Origin of the sequence: Klebsiella sp. G-Nf4 (assembly GCF_002810615.1) — a bacterium.
Classification (GTDB): domain Bacteria; phylum Pseudomonadota; class Gammaproteobacteria; order Enterobacterales; family Enterobacteriaceae; genus Klebsiella; species Klebsiella variicola.
Genome location: NZ_PION01000003.1, coordinates 131,840 through 153,276 on the forward strand (window position 1 = coordinate 131,840; position 21,437 = coordinate 153,276).

Consider the following 21,437-nt stretch of genomic DNA (forward strand, 5'->3'; position numbering starts at 1 on the left):
TGAGTAAGGCCAGGATGTCAAATACGCCAATCGAACTTAAAGGCAGTAGCTTCACGTTATCTGTCGTTCATTTGCACGATGCAAATCCCGAGGTTATTCGTCAGGCGTTAGAAGACAAAATCGCCCAGGCTCCCGCCTTTTTACGCCATGCTCCGGTGGTGGTGAATATCGCCAGCGTGGAGGAGGAGGTCGAATGGCGCGCCATTAACGAGGCCATCGCCGCGACCGGTTTACGCATTATGGGCGTCAGCGGATGCAAAATCCCGCGCCTGAAAACCGAAATCGATCGCGCCGGGATCCCGTTATTAACCGAAGGGAAAGAGAAAGCCCCTCGTCCGGCACCGTCCGAACCCACCCCTCCGCCGCCGCCAGTTGCTAACCAGATCACAAAAACGCGTTTGATTGATCAACCGGTACGTTCCGGTCAGCGCATTTATGCGCCACACTGTGATCTTATTGTTACAAATCATGTGAGTGCCGGTGCGGAACTTATCGCTGACGGCAATATCCATGTATATGGCATGATGCGAGGACGCGCGCTGGCAGGCGCCGGTGGCGACAGAGACGCCCAGATATTTTGTACCCACCTTGCGGCGGAGCTGGTCTCCATCGCCGGGGAATATTGGCTGAGCGATAACATCCCGGCCGAATTTTATGGCAAAGCGGCACGCCTGCGTTTAGGTGAAAGCGCTTTGACAGTTCAACCGTTGAATTAATCCCTTTTTAACAAGGAATTTCTATGGCACGCATTATTGTTGTGACTTCGGGTAAAGGGGGCGTTGGCAAGACCACCTCCAGCGCGGCCATCGCTACAGGTTTGGCCCAGAAGGGAAAGAAAACCGTCGTTATCGACTTCGACATCGGCCTGCGTAACCTCGATCTGATTATGGGCTGCGAACGTCGCGTCGTTTATGATTTCGTCAACGTCATCCAGGGCGATGCCACGTTGAACCAGGCGCTGATCAAAGATAAGCGCACGGAAAATCTCTACATTCTCCCGGCCTCTCAGACCCGGGATAAAGACGCCCTGACCCGCGAAGGCGTCGACAAAGTTCTCGAAGAACTGAAGAAAATGGACTTCGATTTCATTGTCTGTGATTCACCGGCAGGTATCGAAACCGGTGCGCTGATGGCCCTCTACTTTGCTGATGAAGCCATTATCACCACCAACCCGGAAGTCTCCTCCGTTCGCGACTCCGACCGTATCCTTGGCATTCTCGCGTCGAAATCCCGTCGTGCGGAAAATGGCGAAGAGCCGATCAAAGAGCACTTACTGCTGACCCGCTACAATCCAGGCCGCGTCAATAAAGGCGATATGCTGAGCATGGAAGACGTGCTGGAAATTCTGCGCATTAATCTGGTGGGCGTGATCCCGGAAGACCAGTCAGTTCTGCGCGCATCCAACCAGGGTGAGCCCGTGATTCTGGATGCCGCGTCGGACGCAGGCAAAGCCTATGCCGATACCGTTGAACGTCTGCTCGGAGAAGAACGCCCTTTCCGCTTCATTGAAGAAGAGAAGAAAGGATTCCTCAAACGCCTGTTCGGAGGATAAATTATGGCTTTACTCGACTTTTTTCTCTCGCGAAAAAAGAACACGGCTAATATTGCGAAAGAACGCCTGCAAATCATCGTCGCCGAGCGTCGCCGCGGCGACGCGGAGCCGCACTACCTGCCGCAGTTGCGCAAAGATATTCTGGAAGTGATCTGTAAATACGTGCAGATCGACCCGGAGATGGTCAGCGTGCAGCTGGAGCAGCGGGATGGTGATATTTCGATTCTTGAGCTGAACGTGACCCTACCCGAAACGGAAGAGTCGAAACCCTGACCCTGTTGTTCCGCTCCGAAAAAAAACCGGCAACGCCCTGCGCTGCCGGTTTTTTATTGCCTGGAACTGGCCGTTCGTTAACGCGGATAGTCGTTTAACAGCGACTTCAGCCGCTCGGCCATCAGTTCGCCGCGCCAGCCGGAAATCAGCTCAGGCTCACCGGCTTGCGTTTTCAACTGCCAGTGCCAGTTCAGCAGCTGGTTGATCTGCCGACGCGAGGCCAGCAGTTCCGCGCTCACGCCCTTATCGGCACTCACTTCCTGCACCAGCGCTTTAATATCTTTAAAGGCTTTGCGGTAACCTGGCATGTCAATGAGGTTCTGCAGCGGCGCCGGCAGGGCCGATTCCGGCAGCGCCTGGGCTTTCTCGACCAGGCTAATCAACGTTTTGCCGTGGAAGCGAATTTCACTACCGGACAACCCGAGGCTGTCGAGCTCGCCGAGGCTGGTGGGCATATAGCGCGCCACGCTCCACAGATGCTCTTCCCGCACCACAAAGTTCACCGCCAGGTCGCGCTCACGCGCTTTGCGCAGACGCCACTCTGCCAGCAGCTGCAGGCAGCCCAGCTGGCGGGTACGCAGCTGCCAGGCGTTGCCGATGTCGCGCCAGGCCTCGGCCGGGTCGACCACCTCCTGACGGCGCTGCTGCATCAGACGACATTCGTCCAGCGCCGCCGATAGCCAGCCTGCGCGGTCGGTCTCCGCCATTAATTGGCTGGCGATCGGCAACAGGTACCAGACGTCAGCTGCGGCGTATTCACACTGACGCTCGGTCAGCGGGCGCGCCAGCCAGTCGGTGCGGGATTCACTTTTATCCAGCGCCACTCCGGAATACTCTTCCACCATGGAGGCAAAGCCCCAGGACATCGGGCGGCCGCAGAACGCCGCCAGGATCTGGGTGTCGATCAGCGGCTGCGGCATCAGGTTGAACGCATTGAGGAAGACTTCTAAATCCTCGCTACCGGCATGCAGGTATTTAGTCACATCCTGGTTAAGCAGCAGCTCACGCATCGGCGCCCAGTCGCTAATCGTCAAGGGATCGATCAGAGAGACCTGAGTGCCGTCGAACAGCTGCAGCAGGCCCAGCTGCGGATAGTAGGTGCGAGTGCGGACAAATTCCGTATCCAGAGCAACGGTGGAGGCCGCGCTTGCCGCTTCGCAGACAGCGCGCAGGCCATCGTCGGTGGTGATCATCTGATAGTTCAAAGCATACTCTCTTAACTTGCGCCCATAAAAAACGCCGGCGTAGCCGGCGTCAGGCGACTCATTCGTTACTTAGCCTTTATTGTCCACTTTAGCGCGCGCTTCGTCACGCAGTTCTCGCCGCAAAATTTTCCCGACGTTGGATTTCGGCAGTTCGTCACGGAATTCCACCAGCTTCGGCACTTTGTAGCCGGTGAGATGGCGGCGGCAGAACGTAATCAGCGCTTCTTCGGTTAACGCGGCATCTTTCTTGACCACGAAAATCTTCACCGCTTCACCGCTGCTGCCGGACGGCACGCCGATGGCCGCCACTTCGAGGACGCCGCTGTGCTGCATGACCACATCTTCGATTTCATTCGGATAGACGTTAAATCCCGACACCAGGATCATATCTTTTTTCCGGTCAACGATACGCAGGAATCCCTCGTCATCCATCACCGCGATATCCCCGGTGTGCAACCAGCCGTCTTTGATAATCTCATCCGTCGCGTCAGGACGCTGCCAGTAGCCCAGCATCACCTGCGGCCCCTTGATACAGAGCTCGCCCGGCTGACCCGGCGCCACTTCGTTATCGTCGTCGTCCACCAGTTTGGCTTCAGTGGAAGGCACCGGCAGGCCAATACTGCCGCTGTGGTAGTCGATGTCGTGCGGGTTGACGCTGACCAGCGGCGAACACTCGGTCAGGCCGTAGCCCTCCAGCAGATATTGTCCGGTCAGTTTTACCCAGCGCTCGGCCACCGCCTGCTGCACCGGCATCCCACCGCCGGCGGACAGGTGCAGCGAGGAGAAATCAAGCTGCTGAAACTCTTTGTTGTTCAGCAAGGCGTTGAACAGGGTATTGACCCCGGTCATGGCGGTAAAAGGATATTTCGCCAGCTCTTTCACCAGCCCGGGAATGTCGCGTGGGTTGGTGATCAGCAAATTTTGCCCGCCCAGTTCGATAAACAGCAGGCAGTTCATGGTCAGGGCGAAAATGTGATACAGCGGCAGCGCGGTCACCACGAACTCTTTGCCGCGATGCAGCAGCGGGCCGTAGGTGGCATTGACCTGCTCGAGGTTAGCCAGCATGTTGCGGTGGGTCAGCATCGCCCCTTTGGCCACGCCGGTGGTGCCCCCGGTGTACTGCAGAAACGCCAGATCTTCTGGAACGATCTCCGGCTTCACGTACTGCATGCGGTAGCCATGCTGCAGCGCGCTGCGAAACGAGATGGCATCCGGCAGGTGGTACTTCGGCACCAGGCGCTTGATGTACTTGACCACAAAGTTCACCAGCGTGCCTTTGGCGGTGGAGAGCTGGTCGCCCATTCGCGTCAGGATCACGTGCTTAACCTGAGTTTTCGCCACCACTTTTTCCAAGGTATGGGCAAAGTTGGAGACGATGACGATCGCCGCCGCGCCGCTGTCGTTGAGCTGATGCTCCAGTTCACGCGGGGTATACAAGGGGTTGACGTTGACCACGATCATCCCGGCGCGCAGGATGCCAAACAGGGCCACCGGATACTGCAGCAGGTTAGGCATCATCAGGGCCACGCGATCGCCCTTCTGTAATCCTAACCCCTCCTGAAGGTAAGCGGCGAAGGCGCGACTACGCTCTTCCAGCTTACGGTAGGTCATCACTTCACCCATATTGATAAACGCCGGTTGGTCGGCGTAGCGGGTGGTGCCATGTTCAAACAATTCAACCAGGGATTGATAGCGGTCAGGGTTTATCTCCGCAGGAACATCTGCGGGATAACGGTTTAGCCAAACCTTTTTCACTGCATCACCTCTGAAATAGTTATTCGTCGTCATCACAGCCCCTGGCAAATACATTTTGTTAACATTATATTAACTCAGCGTACCAGTTTATTAATTAGGCAATGAGCAGGTTGCGAAGCGCGTCACTATTTTTTTTCTTATTCGACTGAAAACAAAGAAACAGCGGACCGGCCGCTGTTTCTTTGAACTAACATAAACAACAAAATCATTCGGTTACGACGTTTCTCACCTCAGCAGGGCCGGGGTTGTACCAGCCCCAGCCGCCATAGCCGTAACCCCAGGGGCGCGGACCCAGCATCCACGGATCGATGGGCTGCGGGGGCATCACCACCTGCTGCACCACGTTCCAGCGTTTGTAACCGATGGCGTTCATCAGCATAAATTTATACGGCGTGCTGCCCACTTTGCCGTCGACCACGCCGGCAATCGGCCCGACCACGGTGACCAGCTGGCCGCGGTAGTCGACCGGATCGAGGAAGCCGTTAACGTCGGCATAGATCCGCCCACGAGACGGTTCGCCCAGCACAGGCCGTGCGCCGCTGTCCAGCGGTACGGTGGCGATTTCTAAGCGGGTTTTACCCTGCTGGTTCTGCACATTGACCACTTTGCCGCCAAAGCGTGCTTCCTGGCCAACGTACAGCTGCGGCGCGTTCATCACCCGCACTAAATCCTGCTGCGGCGTAGGGCTGGTGCCTTTGATGGCATCCGGCACTGACACGCAGCCGCTTAGCGCAACGGCAACCGCCGCGGCTAACAGCCAGCGAACGCCCTGTTTTTGACCCGCCATGATGCGACTCCTTTTCTCAGTCTTCTTGTTACTGAGATTCACTCGCGGCCTGGAAGTTTCTTCCACGCCACCTCGTTTCGCAAATAAACCGGCTCCGCTTTCTCCACGGCCACGGTTTTCCCCGCCGCCAGCAGGTAACAGGCTAACGGCAGCATATCCTCCGCCGCCGGCAATTCAATTTCGCCGCTGCTTAAGGTCAGTCCGCTCGCTTTCGCCAGATCCGGCCACGCCTGCCATCCGGTGCCGACGGTGGCCCATTCGCCGGAAAGCTGTGCCAGCCGTTCGGCTACCGCTTCCGGTTTGAGCACCGCTTCCGTCTCTTCGCCATGCCAGACGCCCTGCTCGTCGCGCTGGTACTCGGCCCAGTAGACTTCGCCCATCCGCGCGTCAATAGCCGCCAGCACGCGGGTGGCGCCGGTTTTGCGCCAGGCGCCCTGCGCCATGGTGGCCAGCGTGGAAACGCCGATCATTGGCAGCTCAGCGCCCAGCGCCAGCCCCTGAGCGATACCGATCCCGATGCGCACGCCGGTAAAGCTACCCGGACCGCGGCCAAAGGCCAGCGCGTCCAGCTCGGTCAGCGTGGCGCCGCTCTCGGTGAGGACCTCCTGCACCAGCGGCAGGATACGTTGGGTATGTTCGCGGGGACAAATTTCGAAATGAGCACTAAGGGTGCCATCATTCCACAGCGCCGCGGAGCAGGCCTCTGTGGCGGTATCGATAGCCAAAATTCGCATGGGTGGTCACGCTCTCGTTACATAGTTCAGGCCTTCAGGCAGCCTGTTTTCCGGCAAACGGCCAACCCGCCGCCATGCCGCCCGAAGTCTATTGGGAACCGCTAATTAACAAAATGGCGCGCAGCTTAACACATTTTAGTGCGGATTACCTTGCCGGCGGCACGGCGAGGAAGCGCACCGCCCGGCGGATATCGCGGGTCCGCGGCGCAGGAGGTAAGCTGGCCAGGAACACCGCGCCGTAGGGGCGCATCACCAGCCGGTTGTCGCAGATCACCAGCACCCCGCGATCGTCGATATCGCGGATCAGACGCCCCACCCCCTGTTTGAGGGTAATGACGGCTTCCGGGAGCTGTACTTCATCGAACGGATCGCCGCCGCGCAGCCGACAATCTTCCATGCGCGCTTTTAACAGCGGGTCGTCCGGCGAAGTAAACGGCAGCTTATCGATGATCACCAGCGACAGCGCATCGCCGCGCACGTCGACCCCTTCCCAGAAGCTGCTGGTGGCCACCAGCAGGGCGTTGCCGGCGCTGACAAACTGCTGCAACAGCTGACCTTTGCTGGTCTCCCCCTGCAGCAGCACCGGTAGCGTCATGGTGGCACGGAACTGCTCCGCCAGATCGCGCATCATGGCGTGCGAGGTACACAGCATAAAGCAGCGACCGTCGTTGGCCTCGATCAGCGGCTTGAGCATCGCCGCCAGGTGGCGCGCCGCGCCAGGCTGGTTTGGCAGCGGCAGATTGCGCGGCACGCAGAGCAGCGCCTGATGTTGATAATCAAAGGGGCTCGGCAGCAGCAGGGACTGCGCCTCGTCGATTCCCAGCCGGGCGGTGAAGTGGTGCAGATCGTCGTTCACTGACAGCGTCGCTGAGGTAAAGATCCAGCTTCCCGACTTCTGCGCCATCACCTCTTTAAACTTCTCGGCCACGGTCAACGGCGTCAGGGCGAGAGTAAAGTGGCGCGAGGTGCACTCATACCAGTAGCTGTAGCCCGGCTGGTTAATCTCTTTCAGCCGCTTTAAGCGCCCGCGATAGAGAGTGGCGCGCTCAAAAGCGGCGTCGAGCAGCGCCGAACGGCCCAGCGAAAGTTTGGCAACGTCGTAACACAGTTCAAGGGCGTCATCGAGCAGCAGCAGCGCGCGCTGAATGTGGCTATCCGCCAGCAGTTCGCGCAGGTTGCCGCGATAGCCGGGATCCCCCAGTTGCAGGCGAAAATCCTGCGCGCTTTGCGCCAGGCGGTCGGCGCATTTTTGCAACTGCTGGGTGTCTTTCAGTTCGGTGCGGTAGGCAATGGTGATGTCTTTCGCCAGATCCAGCAGCTGGCGGCTGGAGAGCGACTGACCAAAGTACTGACTGGCAATATCCGGCAGCTGATGGGCTTCATCGAAGATCATCACTTCCGCCTCGGGGATCAGCTCGGCAAAGCCGCTCTCTTTGACCACCATATCGGCAAGAAACAGATGATGGTTGACCACCACCACGTCGGCGTCCATCGCTTTTTTACGCGCCTTCACCACGAAGCAATCTTTATACAGTGGGCAGTCGCTCCCGAGACAGTTATCGTTGGTGCTGGTGACCAGCGGCCAGGCCTGGGAGTCTTCCGCCACGCTGGCGCAGGTGCTGATATCGCCATCCTGGGTTTGGTTCGACCAGGAGCGCAGGAGGATTACATCGCTGAGGGTTTGTACCGGCAGATCGCCGCCCGCCAGCGCCTGCTGCTCAAGACGTTCGAGGCACAGGTAGTTGGAGCGCCCTTTGAGCAGCGCCAGTTTACCGGTGAATTTGAGCGCTTTGGCGACGGTGGGCAGATCGCGGCTGTAGAGCTGATCCTGCAGCGCTTTCGAGCCGGTGGAGATAATCACCTTTTTTTTCGCCCGCAGCGCAGGCGCCAGGTAAGCGTAGGTTTTACCGGTTCCGGTCCCCGCTTCCACCACCAGCGGTCGGGAGGCCTCAATCGCTTCGCTAACGGCTATCGCCATCTGGCGCTGCGGCTCGCGCGGCTTAAATCCCGGTATGGCTTTGGCTAGCTGGCCGTCTGCTGCAAAATCGTCGATCACATTGCCCCCTGGTTATTTGGACAGTGATTATGTCAGGGAGGACGGCGTTTCGCCAGTCCGGGTAGTGACGCGAGCGGAACATTATGGCAGTCTTGCCGCAGCCGAATGGAATGCTCACAGAGGAAAAAGACATGACAATTACGCGTATTGATGCCGAAGCCCGTTGGTCAGACGTGGTGATCCACAACCAGACCCTGTACTACACCGGCGTGCCGACAAATCTCGATGCCGACGCCTTCGAGCAGACCGCCAACACCCTGGCGCAGATTGACGCGGTGCTGGAAAAACAGGGCAGCGACAAGTCGCGTATTCTTGACGCCACCCTCTTCCTCGCCGATAAAAGCGACTTTGCGGCAATGAACAAAGCCTGGGACGCATGGGTGGTGGCTGGTCATGCCCCGGTGCGCTGCACAGTGGAAGCGACGCTAATGAACCCGCAGTATAAAGTTGAGATCAAAATTATCGCCGCGGTGTAATTAATCGTCCTCATCTTCGTCTTGATCTTCATCTTCAAAGCGCGCTACGATCCGCTCGCCGGTATGATTAGCGCGCAGCTCTTCCGCCACCAGGGCAATCGCCTGGCCGCTGCTCATCCCCTGGGACATTAGCTCATGGATACGTTCGACCGCTTTTTGCTGTTGCTCGTGGCTCAGCGAAGGTAAACCTGCAAACATCTTTTACTCCTGCTACATTGTGGGGCGTAATTATTTCACGCCGTCCCCGCCTACGCCAGAGGGATGGCAACGTTCAGGATCGAGAAAGATGTTGTCCCCCGCGATTATTACCCTGCCCTGGCGCCCGGATGCGGCCGAACACTATTTTGCGCCGTTAAGCGCCCTGCCCTGGGCGATGCTGCTGCATTCCGGCTTTGCCGACCATCCCCATAACCGCTTTGATATCCTGGTGGCTGCCCCGCGCGCCACGCTGTTGACGCGCGGTGAACAGACGTGGGTCGATGACGGCGAAACCGTTTTGGTCTCCGCGGAAGATCCGCTGCAACTGCTTCAACAGCAGCTGGATCGTCAGCCTTTCACGCCACAGCCCGATGACGATCTGCCGTTTCTTGGCGGCGCACTGGGGCTATTCGGATACGATCTGGGCCGTCGCTTTGAGCGACTTCCGGACTATGCGCAGGCCGATATCGCGCTGCCGGATATGGCGGTGGGGATTTATGACTGGGCGCTGATTGTCGACCATCAGCGCCAGCAAATTTCGCTGCTCAGCTATGACGATCCGCAGCAGCGCCTGCAGTGGCTGCTGGCGCAATCACGTCCGGCGAGGGAACCCTTCACCCTGACCTCTGCCTGGCAGTCAAATATGAGCCGCCAGCAGTACGGCGAGAAATTTCGCCAGGTGCAGGCGTATCTGCACAGCGGCGACTGCTATCAGGTCAACCTCGCCCAGCGTTTTCAGGCCAACTATGTCGGTGATGAATGGCAGGCTTTCCGCCAGCTGAACGTTGCCAACCGCGCGCCCTTTAGCGCCTTTATTCGCCTTGAGGAAGGGGCGATTTTAAGCCTGTCGCCGGAGCGTTTTATTCAGCTGCGCCAGGGGGCGATCCAGACGCGCCCGATAAAAGGTACCCTGCCGCGGCTCGATTCGCCGCAGGAAGATGCGCGGCAGGCTGAGAAGCTGGCGAATTCGCCGAAAGACCGCGCCGAGAATTTAATGATTGTCGACCTGATGCGCAACGACATCGGCCGCGTCGCCGTGCCGGGCAGCGTGCGGGTACCCGAGCTGTTCGTGGTGGAGCCGTTCCCGGCGGTCCATCATCTGGTCAGCACCATCACCGCCCGCTTACCGGCGACGCTGCATGCGAGCGATCTGCTGCGCGCCGCCTTCCCCGGGGGGTCTATCACTGGCGCCCCGAAGGTCCGGGCGATGGAGATTATTGATGAACTGGAACCTCAGCGACGTAACGCCTGGTGCGGGAGCATCGGCTACCTGAGCTATTGCGGCAATATGGATACCAGCATCACCATTCGCACCCTGACGGCCTGGCAGGGGCAGCTGTATTGCTCCGCCGGGGGCGGTATCGTCGCGGACAGCGAGGAAGATGCGGAATATCAGGAAACTTTTGATAAAGTTAATCGTATCCTGCACCAACTGGAGAACTAGACCATGGCGGACCACGCCCTCAATCTGGATGATTTTCTGTCCCGCTTCCAGCTGCTGCGCCCCCAGCCTTCGCGCCACGCGCTCAATCAGCGGCAGGCGGCGGTGCTGGTGCCGATCGTGCGCCGCCCGCAGCCCGGCCTGCTGCTGACCCAGCGTTCGCCGCTGCTGCGCAAGCACGCCGGTCAGGTCGCCTTTCCCGGCGGCGCGGTAGATAATACCGATGCGACGCTTATCGCTGCTGCTCTGCGCGAAGCCCAGGAAGAGGTCGCGATCCCGCCGGAAGCCGTCGAGGTGATCGGCGTTCTGCCGCCGGTGGACAGCGTCACCGGTTTTCAGGTGACGCCGGTGGTGGGCATTATTCCCCCCAATCTGCACTATCATGCCAGCCAGGACGAAGTCTCCGCGGTATTTGAAATGCCGCTCGCCGAAGCCCTGCGTCTGGGGCGCTACCATCCGCTCGACATCCACCGTCGGGGTAACGACCACCGCGTCTGGCTCTCCTGGTACCAGCATTATTTTGTCTGGGGAATGACCGCCGGGATCATTCGCGAACTGGCGCTGCAAATTGGCGCTCGACCTTAGCTATACTGATTATGAGAGAGCGCTCTCACTATTAGTAAAATCGCGGTTATCCATTAGTTTAATTCATGTGAATAGTTCAACTGGCAGCGCGCTTCCCTCTTACACTATGCGCAGTTATTACATCGTTACCGCACCCGCGGTAACCCTGTCAGGAGTATTATCGTGATTAGTCTATTCGACATGTTCAAGGTGGGGATTGGTCCCTCATCTTCCCACACTGTTGGCCCGATGAAGGCCGGTAAACAGTTCGTCGATGACCTGGTCGAAAAAGGATTGCTTAATGCGGTGACCCGTGTGGCGGTTGACGTCTACGGTTCACTGTCATTAACCGGCAAAGGCCACCATACGGACATCGCTATTATCATGGGACTGGCGGGCAATCAGCCCGATACGGTCGATATTGACGCGATCCCGGCATTTATCCGTGACGTCGAGGCGCGCGGCCGACTGCTGCTGGCCAACGGGCAGCAAGAAGTCGACTTCCCGGCCGATGACGGCATGCGTTTTCGCAGTGACAATCTGCCGCTGCACGAAAACGGCATGACCATTCATGCCTGGGCCGGCGAGAAAGAGATCTACAGCAAAACGTATTACTCGATTGGCGGCGGCTTTATCGTCGACGAAGAGCACTTCGGCAAAGAAGACGCCAACGAATTGCAGGTTCCCTACCCGTTTAAATCGGCACAGGAAATGCTGGCATACTGTAAAGAGACCGGCCTGTCGCTCTCCGGCATGGTGATGCAGAACGAACTGGCGCTGCACAGCAAAAAAGAGATCGAGGACTATTTCGCCAACGTCTGGCAGACCATGCGCGCCTGTATCGACCGCGGGATGAACACCGAGGGCGTGCTGCCGGGTCCGCTTCGCGTGCCGCGTCGCGCCTCGGCGCTGCGTCGTCTGCTGGTGGCCAGCGATAAGCTCTCCAGCGATCCAATGAACGTCGTTGACTGGGTCAATATGTTCGCGCTGGCGGTCAATGAAGAAAATGCCGCCGGTGGCCGCGTAGTGACCGCGCCGACCAACGGCGCCTGCGGCATCGTTCCAGCCGTACTCGCCTATTACGATCACTTTATCGAGTCCGTCAGCCCGGAGATCTATATTCGCTACTTTATGGCCTGCGGAGCGATCGGCGCGCTGTACAAGATGAATGCGTCCATTTCCGGCGCGGAAGTCGGCTGTCAGGGTGAAGTGGGCGTTGCCTGCTCGATGGCGGCGGCAGGTCTGGCTGAACTGCTGGGCGCCAGCCCGGAACAGGTTTGCGTGGCGGCGGAGATCGGCATGGAACACAACCTCGGCCTGACCTGCGACCCGGTCGCCGGCCAGGTGCAAGTGCCATGCATTGAACGTAACGCCATCGCCTCTGTCAAGGCGATCAATGCCGCGCGAATGGCGATGCGCCGTACCAGCGAACCGCGCGTCTCGCTCGACAAAGTGATCGAGACCATGTACGAAACCGGCAAAGACATGAACGCCAAGTATCGCGAAACCTCCCGCGGCGGCCTGGCGATTAAAGTTCAGTGTGACTAAACTGTTCGCCTTCCCCTGCGCCCGCAAAACGCGCAGGGGGATAACATGGGTTACTGAAAGCTCCCTGATGCGCCTTCACCGGCGCATTTTCTTTTTTCTATACCTGGCGATATTCTGCCACTACAATTGCTCTATTAAATAAGCCACGCTTAACCACTCGTCCTGTCGACAGGGTGTCGCACATGCAGACTGCACAAAAAGTCATTACGGCCTATCGTCGCAAACGCATTATTGTCTGCCTGCTGGTAGCCTTGCTAACCCTGGGTACCACCTTAGCTATCCGATTTATTTCGCAGCGTAGCGTAAATGAAGAGTATATTCGTACTGCCGCCAGCCAGCGGGTCACGGCGCTGAATAATATCCTGCGTCCGCTAAGCGCAGAGCGGGCGACGCTACTCTCCCTGGTCGACAAACCCTGCATGGATATTCATCTCACGCTGCGCAAAATGGCGGCCTCGCTGCAGACGGTCCGCTCCGTCGCGCTGGTGGCGTCAGGGATGATCTACTGTTCCAGTATCTTTGGGCAACGGCAGGCGGATCTGCACCAGCTGCAGCCCGCTCTTCCGGCTCACCACCCCTTACTGCTCTTTTCTACCGACAATTCACTGCTCAAAGGCACGCCGGTGCTGATCCAGTGGTATCCGGCCTCGGAAAGCGGCTTCGACGGCGTGATGTTAATTGTCAATATCGAGCTGCTGGGAACCTTAATTCTCAAGGAAAAATCGCCCCTGATCAGCGACGTCAGCCTGCAGGTTGGCGACCATTATTTTATCAGCGGACTCGGCCTGATTGACAAAGCGCACGCCCCGCAGGCGTCGGTGATTTATCGCCAGCGCTCCACAGAATTTCCCTTTACCATCAACATTAACGGTCCGGGCGCCTCGACTATCGCGCTGGAGGAGCTGCCTGGTGAGCTGCCGCTGGCCCTTATCTTCAGCCTGTTGATGACCGGCATCACCTGGCTGGCCACCGCCGGCAGAATGAGTTTCTCGCGAGAGATAAGCCTCGGCATCTCTGCCCGGGAGTTTACGCTCTGGTGCCAGCCGCTGCAGGATGCGCGCAGCGGACGCTGCTGCGGGGTGGAGATCCTGCTGCGCTGGAACAACCCCCGCCGCGGGGCGATTTCGCCAGAAGTGTTTATTCCCATCGCCGAAGGGGACAATCTGATTATTCCCCTCACCCGCTACGTGATTGCCGAAACCGCCCGCCGCCTGGACGCTTTCCCCAGCGACCGCCATTTTCATATTGCGATTAATGTCGCCGCCCGTCACTTTGCCAATGGTTTACTGCTCCGCGACCTGCACAATTACTGGTTTAGCGTCAACCCGGTACAGCAGCTGGTGGTCGAGCTCACCGAGCGCGATGTCCTGCAGGATGGCGACCAGCACATGGCTGAACATCTGCACTTCAAAGGGGTCCAGCTGGCGATAGATGATTTTGGCACCGGTAACAGCTCACTCTCGTGGCTGGAAAAACTGCGTCCGGACGTGCTGAAGATTGACCGCTCGTTTACCAGTTCCGTCGGGATAGACAGCGTCAATGCCACGGTGACGGATATTATTATTGCCCTCGCCGATCGTCTGAATATCGTTACCGTTGCCGAAGGGGTGGAGACGCTGGAGCAGGAAAGCTACCTCAGAGGCCACGGCGTCGATGTACTGCAGGGATTTTATTACGCCCGGCCGATGCCGGTTGAGGCGTTTCCGGCGTGGCTGGCAGACAGAGAGGGACAGAAAACCGAGTGGGCAGAATAGCTCGCCGGCCCCAGGGGCCGGCGAGCAGGGCAATTACTCTTCTTCGTCGCTCAGTGGACGAGTGACCACCGCGCGGACCAGGTCGACCCGGTAATCATTCGCTTCCACCACGGTAAACTGCAGCGGCGGTAGCGACACGGTGTCGCCAATACGCGGGATATGGCCATTGACGGCGATCACCAACCCGGCCACCGTGGCAATATCCTCATCTTCATTGACCAGCGCATCCAGTCCAAGCGCCTGCTGCAGCGCATGCAGGTCGGTCGACCCTTTGATCAACCAGCCATCGCCGTCAATGACGATCTCCGGCGTCTCATCGGCATCCGGGAATTCACCGGCGATGGCTTCAAGGACGTCCAGCGGCGTCACCAGTCCCTGCACCATGCCAAACTCGTTGGTCACGATGACAAAGCTGCCGCGCGCACGGCGCAGAACCCCGAGCAGATTGATCGGGTCCAGCGTTTCCGGGACGACAATTGCCGGAGAGGCTGAGGCCAACGCCGCAATGTTCTCACCCGCCTCCAGGGCCACCAGCAACTCTTTCGCCCGCACGATACCGATGATTTCATCCAGTTCTCCGCGGCAGACCGGAAACAGGCTGTGCGGCGACGAGAGCAGCTGACGACGAATTTCATCGTCACTCTGTTCGGCGTCAACCCAGCTGATTTCTCCGCGCGGGGTCATAATACCGCGCAGAGAGCGCTGGGCCAGCGTCAGCACGCCGTTAATCATGTAACGCTCTTCTTCGGCAAACGCCCCTTCCGGAACCGGTATGGCTGCCGGGCTGTCGGCGTCATGGCTAGCAGAGGCTTGTTTCCGGCCCCCCATCAGACGCAGGATCGCATCCGCGGTACGGGCACGCAGCGGCAGCGTCGACTGATGTCGGACAAAGTTGCGCCGCGCCACCTGGTTAAAGAACTCGATGATGATCGAGAAACCGATCGCAGCGTACAGATACCCTTTCGGAATATGGAAGCCAAACCCTTCCGCCACCAGGCTCAGGCCGATCATCAACAGGAAGCTCAGACAGAGCACCACCACCGTCGGGTGCTGGTTGACAAAGCGCGTCAACGGCTTCGACGCCAGCAGCATCATGATCATGGCGATCACCACCGCCGCCATCATCACCGGCAGATGGTTAACCATCCCGACCGCCGTGATCACCGCATCCAGAGAGAAGACGGCGTCCAGCACCACGATCTGCAGTACCACCACCCAGAAACTGGCATACCCTTTACCGTGACCGGCATCGTGCTGGCGGTTTTCCAGCCGCTCATGCAGTTCGGTCGTCGCCTTAAACAGCAAGAAGATCCCGCCGAGCAGCATGATGAGGTCGCGCCCGGAAAAGGAGAAATCGGCGATGGTAATCAGCGGCTTCGTCAGGGTCACCATCCAGGAGATCACCGACAGCAGCCCCAGGCGCATCACCAGCGCCAGCGACAGGCCGATCAGTCGGGCTTTATCGCGCTGCTTCGGCGGCAGTTTATCCGCCAGGATGGCAATGAACACCAGGTTGTCGATACCGAGCACAATCTCCAGAACGATAAGCGTCAACAGGCCGGCCCAGATTGAGGGATCCATTAACAATTCCATGTACGACTCCGGTTAGCGGCAAGCTGAGTCATCGCCATGTCATGCATGGGCGCGACAATAGGTGCTGAGAGAAAAGCGTGATGCGTGGAGGTGGCAACCAGGTGCCAGAAAGTGAAAAGACGTCGATGACGGTCCATACTGCGGGCTATGCCCTATACTCCTGAGTAATTAAACGGAAGTTAAACATAGCAAAATATAGATCGAAATTGGAAAAAATTTACCTGAATTTGCAATAACTAAGGCTATTTTTTGCGCTGCAAAATTATTACCAGGCGATGCCTGATTAACGGATCTTCATCACATTAATTATTTTTTCACTGTCTAAAATAATTCGCGGTAGTAACTATTTTCTATCTTACACCCTAACTGAATCGATTTTGTCCTCAAGAGTGATTCAGGATGTATCAAAGCAGATGATGCATTCACGATAATAAAGGAGGTAGCAAGTGACGATTGCTATTGTAATAGGCACACATGGTTGGGCTGCAGAACAGCTGCTGAAAACAGCAGAGATGCTGTTGGGCGAGCAGGAAAACGTTGGCTGGATCGATTTCGTTCCGGGTGAAAACGCCGAAACGCTGATCGAGAAATACAATGCCCAGTTGGCAAAACTGGATACCAGTAAAGGCGTGCTATTTCTCGTCGATACATGGGGAGGCAGCCCGTTCAACGCTGCGAGCCGCATTGTCGTCGATAAAGAGCATTACGAAGTTATCGCTGGCGTCAACATCCCGATGCTGGTGGAAACCTTCATGGCCCGCGATGACGACCCTTCGTTTGATGAACTGGTCGCCTTAGCGGTAGAGACCGGTAGCGAAGGCGTGAAAGCGCTGAAGGCCAAACCGGTAGAAAAAGCGGCTCCCGCGCCAGCCCCTGCCGCGGCGCCAAAAGCCGCCGCGCCGGCCAAACCGATGGGCCCGAACGACTATATGGTGATTGGCCTCGCGCGCATTGACGACCGTCTGATCCATGGTCAGGTCGCCACCCGCTGGACCAAAGAGACCAACGTCACCCGCATCATCGTCGTCAGCGACGAAGTCGCCGCGGATACCGTACGCAAAACCCTGCTGACTCAGGTTGCGCCGCCAGGCGTCACCGCCCACGTCGTGGATGTGGCCAAAATGATCCGCGTCTACAACAACCCGAAGTATGCCGGACAGCGCGTTATGCTGCTGTTTACTAACCCGACTGACGTTGAGCGTATCGTCGAGGGCGGCGTGAAAATCACCAGCGTCAACATCGGTGGTATGGCGTTCCGCCAGGGCAAGACCCAGGTTAACAACGCGATTTCTGTCGATGCTAAAGATATTGAGGCGTTTAAAAAACTGAACGCACGCGGTATCGAGCTGGAGGCACGTAAAGTGTCCACCGACCCGAAACTGAAAATGATGGATCTGATCGCTAAGGCTGATAAATAACCTTGCCGATCGCGCCCCAGTTTTCACTTTAAGACTTAATCAACAGGAGAAGTACAATGGAGATTACCCTTCTTCAGATTGTGCTGGTGTTCATCGTCGCGTGTATTGCGGGTATGGAGTCGGTACTAGATGAATTTCAGTTCCACCGTCCTCTGGTCGCCTGTACGCTGATCGGTGCCGTTCTCGGCGATATGAAAACCGGTATTATCATCGGCGGTACGCTGGAAATGATCGCCCTGGGTTGGATGAACATCGGTGCGGCGGTTGCCCCTGATGCCGCACTGGCGTCCATTATTTCCACCGTTCTGGTTATTGCCGGCCATCAGAGCATCGGTGCCGGTATCGCGCTGGCTATCCCGCTGGCGGCGGCAGGCCAGGTGCTGACCATTATCGTTCGTACCATCACCGTAGCCTTCCAGCACGCGGCGGATAAAGCGGCGGAGAATGGCAACCTGACCGCCCTGTCGTGGTTGCACGTCTCGTCCCTGTTCCTGCAGGCGATGCGTATCGCTATCCCGGCCGTTATCGTGGCGATTTCCGTCGGTACCAGCGAAGTCCAGGGCCTGCTGAACGCGATCCCTGAAGTGGTCACCAGCGGTCTGAACATCGCCGGCGGTATGATCGTGGTTGTCGGTTATGCGATGGTCATCAACATGATGCGCGCAGGCTACCTGATGCCGTTCTTCTACCTCGGCTTCGTCACCGCCGCCTTCACCAACTTCAACCTGGTGGCTCTGGGTGTGATTGGTGCGGTCATGGCTATCCTCTACATCCAGCTGAGCCCGAAATATAACCGCGTCGCCGGTGCGCCGGCTCAGGCGGCTGGTAACAACGATCTCGATAACGAACTGGACTAACAGGTGAGCGAAATGGTTGATATGACTAAAAATACCACCGAGAAAAAACTCACTCAGAGTGATATTCGTGGCGTGTTCATTCGTTCTAACCTGTTCCAGGGTTCATGGAACTTCGAACGTATGCAGGCGCTGGGCTTCTGCTTCTCTATGGTTCCAGCGATCCGTCGCCTGTACCCGGAGAACAACGATGCGCGTAAGCAGGCGATTAAACGTCACCTTGAGTTCTTCAACACCCATCCTTACGTTGCCGCTCCGGTACTGGGCGTAACGCTGGCAATGGAAGAGCAGCGCGCCAATGGCGCAGAGATTGACGATGGCGCCATCAACGGCATCAAAGTCGGTCTGATGGGGCCACTGGCCGGCGTCGGCGACCCGATCTTCTGGGGTACTGTGCGTCCCGTGTTCGCGGCCTTAGGCGCTGGGATCGCGATGAGCGGTAGCCTGCTCGGTCCTCTGCTGTTCTTTATCCTGTTCAACGCGGTGCGTCTGCTGACCCGTTACTACGGCGTTGCCTACGGTTATCGTAAAGGCGTGGACATCGTGAAGGACATGGGCGGCGGTTTCCTGCAGAAACTGACTGAGGGGGCGTCAATCCTCGGCCTGTTTGTGATGGGGGCACTGGTTAACAAGTGGACGCACGTGAACATTCCGTTGGTGGTGTCAAAAATCACCGGTTCTGACGGACAGGTTCACGTCACCACGGTGCAAACCATCCTCGACCAGCTGATGCCGGGCCTGGTGCCGCTGCTGTTGACCTTCGCGTGTATGTGGCTGCTGCGCAAGAAAGTTAACCCGCTGTGGATCATCGTTGGCTTCTTCGTCATCGGTATCGCGGGCTACGCGGTCGGCCTGCTGGGTCTGTAATTTTCAAGCTGTACGCCGGGGGCTTGCCCCCGGCTTTTTTTTATCAGGAGGAACGCAAAGCAATGACATTCACTGACCTGGTGATCTTTCTGTTTATCCTTGCGCTACTGGCCTACGCGGTGTACGACCAGTTCATTATGCCGAGGCGGAACGGCCCGGTGCTGCTGGCCATCCCCCTGCTTCGCCGCAGCCGTGTTGACGGCCTGATCTTTGTCGGCCTCACTGCCATTCTGATCTATAACAACATTACCCAGCACGGCACCGCGATCACCACCTGGCTATTATCTGCCCTGGCGCTGATGGGTCTCTATTTATTCTGGATGCGCACACCGAAAATCATTTTTAAACCGCGCGGCTTTTTCTTCGCCAACGTGTGGATAGAATATCCGCGAATTAAAGAGATGAATTTATCCGAAGACGGCGTACTGGTGATGCAATTAGAGCAACGGCGGCTGCTGATTCGCGTACGAAATATCGACGATCTGGAGAAGATATACAAACTCCTCCTTTCAACTCAATGAGTTAAGAATATAGCCAGCGCTATATCTTTCCAGCATTCGTCTGGAAAAACATATAGCCATGGCTATATTTCCCCGCCTCCTCTTGCCTTTTTTATTAACTATTTATTTACTTATAAATTCAAATGAAAATCGTTATCATTTGGTTATTAAAATAGCCATCTTCTGTTATTGTTTTATATTCTAAAAATATGTTAAGGTTGCGCCCGTCGTTGGGGAGTAGCCGATTTCCTGTTTGCCAGGAAATGTACGTGTCAACATACTCGTTGCAAAACGTGGCACGTACGGGTTGAAGTGATTCAATCAGGCGAGACCATAGATACATCACTGCTGTACGTATTGCTCAGCCATTGAGCGGCTCCGCGTATATTTACTGGGGGCAGCGATGTGTCATATGGATTATCCCCGGTCAGGACACGCACATGAATTTATCCGCTACCATTCTTCTCGCCTTCGGCATGTCTATGGACGCCTTCGCGGCCTCTATCGGCAAGGGTGCCACCCTGCACAAACCTAAATTCTCAGAAGCCATCCGTACCGGGCTGATTTTTGGCGCCATCGAAACCCTGACCCCGCTGGTCGGCTGGGGACTCGGCATGCTGGCCAGCCAGTTTGTCCTCGAGTGGAACCACTGGATTGCCTTTATTCTGCTGGTGTTTCTCGGCGGGCGAATGATCGTGGAAGGTTTTCGCGGCGACAGCGACGAGGTGTGTGAAGCGCCTCGCCGTCATGGTTTCTGGCTGCTGGTCACCACCGCCTTCGCCACCAGCCTTGACGCGATGGCCGTTGGTGTGGGTCTGGCCTTCCTGCAGGTCAGCATTGTGACCACCGCGCTGGCGATCGGTTGCGCGACGTTTCTTATGTCGACGCTGGGGATCATGGTCGGTCGCTTTATCGGCCCGCTGTTAGGCAAACGGGCCGAAATCCTCGGCGGTATTGTGCTGATTGGTATCGGCAGCGAAATCCTCTGGAGCCATTTCGCCGGCTAAGCCTTATGCCTCTCGCTGCCAGCAATGGATCATGAAATCGGTCTGACAGCCAAATGTCGCCTGCTGACGCAGCGCGGCGTGCACCTCAGGCTTAGCCCGCCACGCGAACGGCGTCATCTGCAGCAGCGCCTGCGCTTCATCACCGGTCAGCGTCATCGGATAGGCCAGCTGCTGCTGAGCATCCAGGCGGAACCCCGGCATCGCTTCCGTCTTCAGCTCATGAAGACGAACTTCATCGTAAATCAGCCCTTTCAGCTCCAGCAAATGGCGTGGACCCGGCGTGGCGGTGATTACCCATCCGCCAGGACGCACCACCCGCGCCAGCTCTTCGGCATTGCAGGGCGCGTAAATACGCACCACCGCATCGAAACTGTCGTCGGAGAACGGCAGGCGCTGGCTGGAGGCCACGCAGAAACTGACCTCTGGATAGCGTTTTGCCGCCGCGCGAATCGCCGGCTTCGACACGTCCAGCCCCCAGCTGCGGCTGGCGATGGCGGCAAACGCGTGGGTGTAATACCCTTCGCCACAGCCGATATCCAGTAAGTCCGCTGGGGCGTAGTGCTGCAGCCGCTCGGCGATCGCCTCCCGTAGCGGCTGATAATGACCCGCATCCAGAAACGCCCGCCGGGCCTGCATCATCTCTGCGCTATCGCCAGGATCGCGTGACCGTTTGAACTGCACCGGTAGCAGATTGACATACCCCTCTTTCGCCAGATCGAACTGATGCCGCTGCGGGCAGGAATAGTGGTTGTCGCTGCGGCTTAGCGGCGCGTGGCAAAGGGGGCAACTGTATGACATGACGGCTCCGGTGTCGCTGAAAGGGCGAAAGTGTAGCGCTATTCGCCCCCGCAGACC

Annotated in this window: 21 protein-coding genes and 1 riboswitch; of the genes, 13 read left to right on the forward strand and 8 right to left on the reverse strand. The window is 57.7% G+C overall.

What is annotated here, in order from left to right; translation table 11 throughout:
* The first annotated feature begins 14 nt into the window (after positions 1-14).
* The 3 genes from minC to minE are packed head-to-tail and all read left to right on the forward strand — an operon-like array spanning position 15 to position 1,825.
* Positions 15-716, forward strand: a complete 702-nt coding sequence (gene minC / locus CWM57_RS08810) for a septum site-determining protein MinC (protein WP_008804301.1) — start codon at positions 15-17, stop codon at positions 714-716.
* 23 nt (positions 717-739) lie between these two features.
* Positions 740-1,552: a septum site-determining protein MinD gene (minD, locus tag CWM57_RS08815; protein ID WP_008804300.1), complete on the forward strand. Its 813-nt coding sequence runs from the start codon at positions 740-742 to the stop codon at positions 1,550-1,552.
* A 3-nt stretch (positions 1,553-1,555) separates the two neighbouring features.
* On the forward strand, positions 1,556-1,825 hold the full coding sequence (gene minE, locus CWM57_RS08820; protein WP_004103270.1) for a cell division topological specificity factor MinE: 270 nt from the start codon (positions 1,556-1,558) through the stop codon (positions 1,823-1,825).
* A 77-nt stretch (positions 1,826-1,902) separates the two neighbouring features.
* Here minE and rnd read toward each other — a convergent pair whose 3' ends face one another.
* From rnd to CWM57_RS08845, 5 genes are all read right to left on the reverse strand, one after another.
* On the reverse strand, positions 1,903-3,018 hold the full coding sequence (rnd, locus tag CWM57_RS08825; protein WP_162678272.1) for a ribonuclease D: 1,116 nt from the start codon (positions 3,016-3,018) through the stop codon (positions 1,903-1,905).
* Between the two features lie 81 nt (positions 3,019-3,099).
* A complete protein-coding gene (fadD, locus tag CWM57_RS08830; protein WP_074386165.1) occupies positions 3,100-4,785 on the reverse strand; it encodes a long-chain-fatty-acid--CoA ligase FadD in 1,686 nt (561 codons plus the stop codon).
* 205 nt (positions 4,786-4,990) lie between these two features.
* Complete coding sequence (locus CWM57_RS08835; RefSeq protein WP_008804297.1) at positions 4,991-5,572, reverse strand: Slp family lipoprotein; 582 nt, start codon at positions 5,570-5,572, stop codon at positions 4,991-4,993.
* A gap of 38 nt (positions 5,573-5,610) precedes the next feature.
* Positions 5,611-6,306: a tRNA (adenosine(37)-N6)-threonylcarbamoyltransferase complex dimerization subunit type 1 TsaB gene (tsaB, locus tag CWM57_RS08840; RefSeq protein WP_008804296.1), complete on the reverse strand. Its 696-nt coding sequence runs from the start codon at positions 6,304-6,306 to the stop codon at positions 5,611-5,613.
* A gap of 145 nt (positions 6,307-6,451) precedes the next feature.
* Positions 6,452-8,362 carry an ATP-dependent DNA helicase gene (locus CWM57_RS08845; protein ID WP_061154139.1) on the reverse strand — a complete coding sequence of 637 codons (1,911 nt, stop codon included), beginning with the start codon at positions 8,360-8,362 and terminating at the stop codon, positions 6,452-6,454.
* A 131-nt stretch (positions 8,363-8,493) separates the two neighbouring features.
* Here CWM57_RS08845 and CWM57_RS08850 point away from each other — a divergent pair, with 131 nt between their 5' ends.
* Entirely contained in the window at positions 8,494-8,838 is a 345-nt protein-coding gene (locus CWM57_RS08850) for a RidA family protein (protein ID WP_061156348.1), read from the forward strand.
* On the opposite strand, the gene CWM57_RS08855 is transcribed toward CWM57_RS08850, so the two are convergent.
* Positions 8,839-9,036, reverse strand: a complete 198-nt coding sequence (locus tag CWM57_RS08855; protein WP_100630713.1) for a YoaH family protein — start codon at positions 9,034-9,036, stop codon at positions 8,839-8,841.
* A gap of 88 nt (positions 9,037-9,124) precedes the next feature.
* On the opposite strand from CWM57_RS08855, the gene pabB reads away from it, so the two are divergent.
* The 4 genes from pabB to CWM57_RS08875 all read left to right on the forward strand — a co-directional run bounded on the left by pabB (position 9,125) and on the right by CWM57_RS08875 (position 14,343).
* Positions 9,125-10,480, forward strand: a complete 1,356-nt coding sequence (gene pabB / locus CWM57_RS08860; protein ID WP_074385473.1) for an aminodeoxychorismate synthase component 1 — start codon at positions 9,125-9,127, stop codon at positions 10,478-10,480.
* 3 nt (positions 10,481-10,483) lie between these two features.
* Complete coding sequence (locus CWM57_RS08865) at positions 10,484-11,062, forward strand: CoA pyrophosphatase (protein ID WP_008804292.1); 579 nt, start codon at positions 10,484-10,486, stop codon at positions 11,060-11,062.
* A gap of 162 nt (positions 11,063-11,224) precedes the next feature.
* Positions 11,225-12,589 carry an L-serine ammonia-lyase gene (sdaA, locus tag CWM57_RS08870; protein ID WP_100630714.1) on the forward strand — a complete coding sequence of 455 codons (1,365 nt, stop codon included), beginning with the start codon at positions 11,225-11,227 and terminating at the stop codon, positions 12,587-12,589.
* 182 nt (positions 12,590-12,771) lie between these two features.
* Positions 12,772-14,343, forward strand: a complete 1,572-nt coding sequence (locus CWM57_RS08875; RefSeq protein WP_100675397.1) for an EAL domain-containing protein — start codon at positions 12,772-12,774, stop codon at positions 14,341-14,343.
* Positions 14,344-14,376: 33 nt separating this feature from the next.
* Here the strand turns inward: CWM57_RS08875 and yoaE are convergent, their stop codons facing one another.
* Positions 14,377-15,936 (reverse strand): CNNM family cation transport protein YoaE, encoded by a 1,560-nt coding sequence (gene yoaE, locus CWM57_RS08880; RefSeq protein ID WP_061154129.1) that lies wholly within the window; start codon positions 15,934-15,936, stop codon positions 14,377-14,379.
* A gap of 446 nt (positions 15,937-16,382) precedes the next feature.
* On the opposite strand from yoaE, the gene manX reads away from it, so the two are divergent.
* The 5 genes from manX (at position 16,383) to mntP (ending at position 20,582) form a co-directional block, all read left to right on the forward strand.
* A complete protein-coding gene (gene manX, locus CWM57_RS08885) occupies positions 16,383-17,354 on the forward strand; it encodes a PTS mannose transporter subunit IIAB (RefSeq protein WP_061154128.1) in 972 nt (323 codons plus the stop codon).
* Between the two features lie 56 nt (positions 17,355-17,410).
* The gene (locus CWM57_RS08890; protein ID WP_004203359.1) at positions 17,411-18,211 is read left to right on the forward strand and encodes a PTS mannose/fructose/sorbose transporter subunit IIC; all 801 of its coding nucleotides are present in this window, start codon (positions 17,411-17,413) and stop codon (positions 18,209-18,211) included.
* Positions 18,212-18,223: 12 nt separating this feature from the next.
* A complete protein-coding gene (locus tag CWM57_RS08895; protein WP_061154127.1) occupies positions 18,224-19,075 on the forward strand; it encodes a PTS mannose transporter subunit IID in 852 nt (283 codons plus the stop codon).
* A 62-nt stretch (positions 19,076-19,137) separates the two neighbouring features.
* Complete coding sequence (locus tag CWM57_RS08900; RefSeq protein ID WP_061154126.1) at positions 19,138-19,596, forward strand: DUF986 family protein; 459 nt, start codon at positions 19,138-19,140, stop codon at positions 19,594-19,596.
* Between the two features lie 199 nt (positions 19,597-19,795).
* Positions 19,796-19,898: riboswitch (yybP-ykoY riboswitch) on the forward strand.
* A gap of 117 nt (positions 19,899-20,015) precedes the next feature.
* Positions 20,016-20,582 (forward strand): manganese efflux pump MntP, encoded by a 567-nt coding sequence (mntP, locus tag CWM57_RS08905; RefSeq protein WP_061154125.1) that lies wholly within the window; start codon positions 20,016-20,018, stop codon positions 20,580-20,582.
* Positions 20,583-20,585: 3 nt separating this feature from the next.
* Here the strand turns inward: mntP and rlmA are convergent, their stop codons facing one another.
* Positions 20,586-21,380, reverse strand: a complete 795-nt coding sequence (gene rlmA / locus CWM57_RS08910) for a 23S rRNA (guanine(745)-N(1))-methyltransferase (RefSeq protein ID WP_100675396.1) — start codon at positions 21,378-21,380, stop codon at positions 20,586-20,588.
* Between the last annotated feature and the right edge of the window lie 57 nt (positions 21,381-21,437).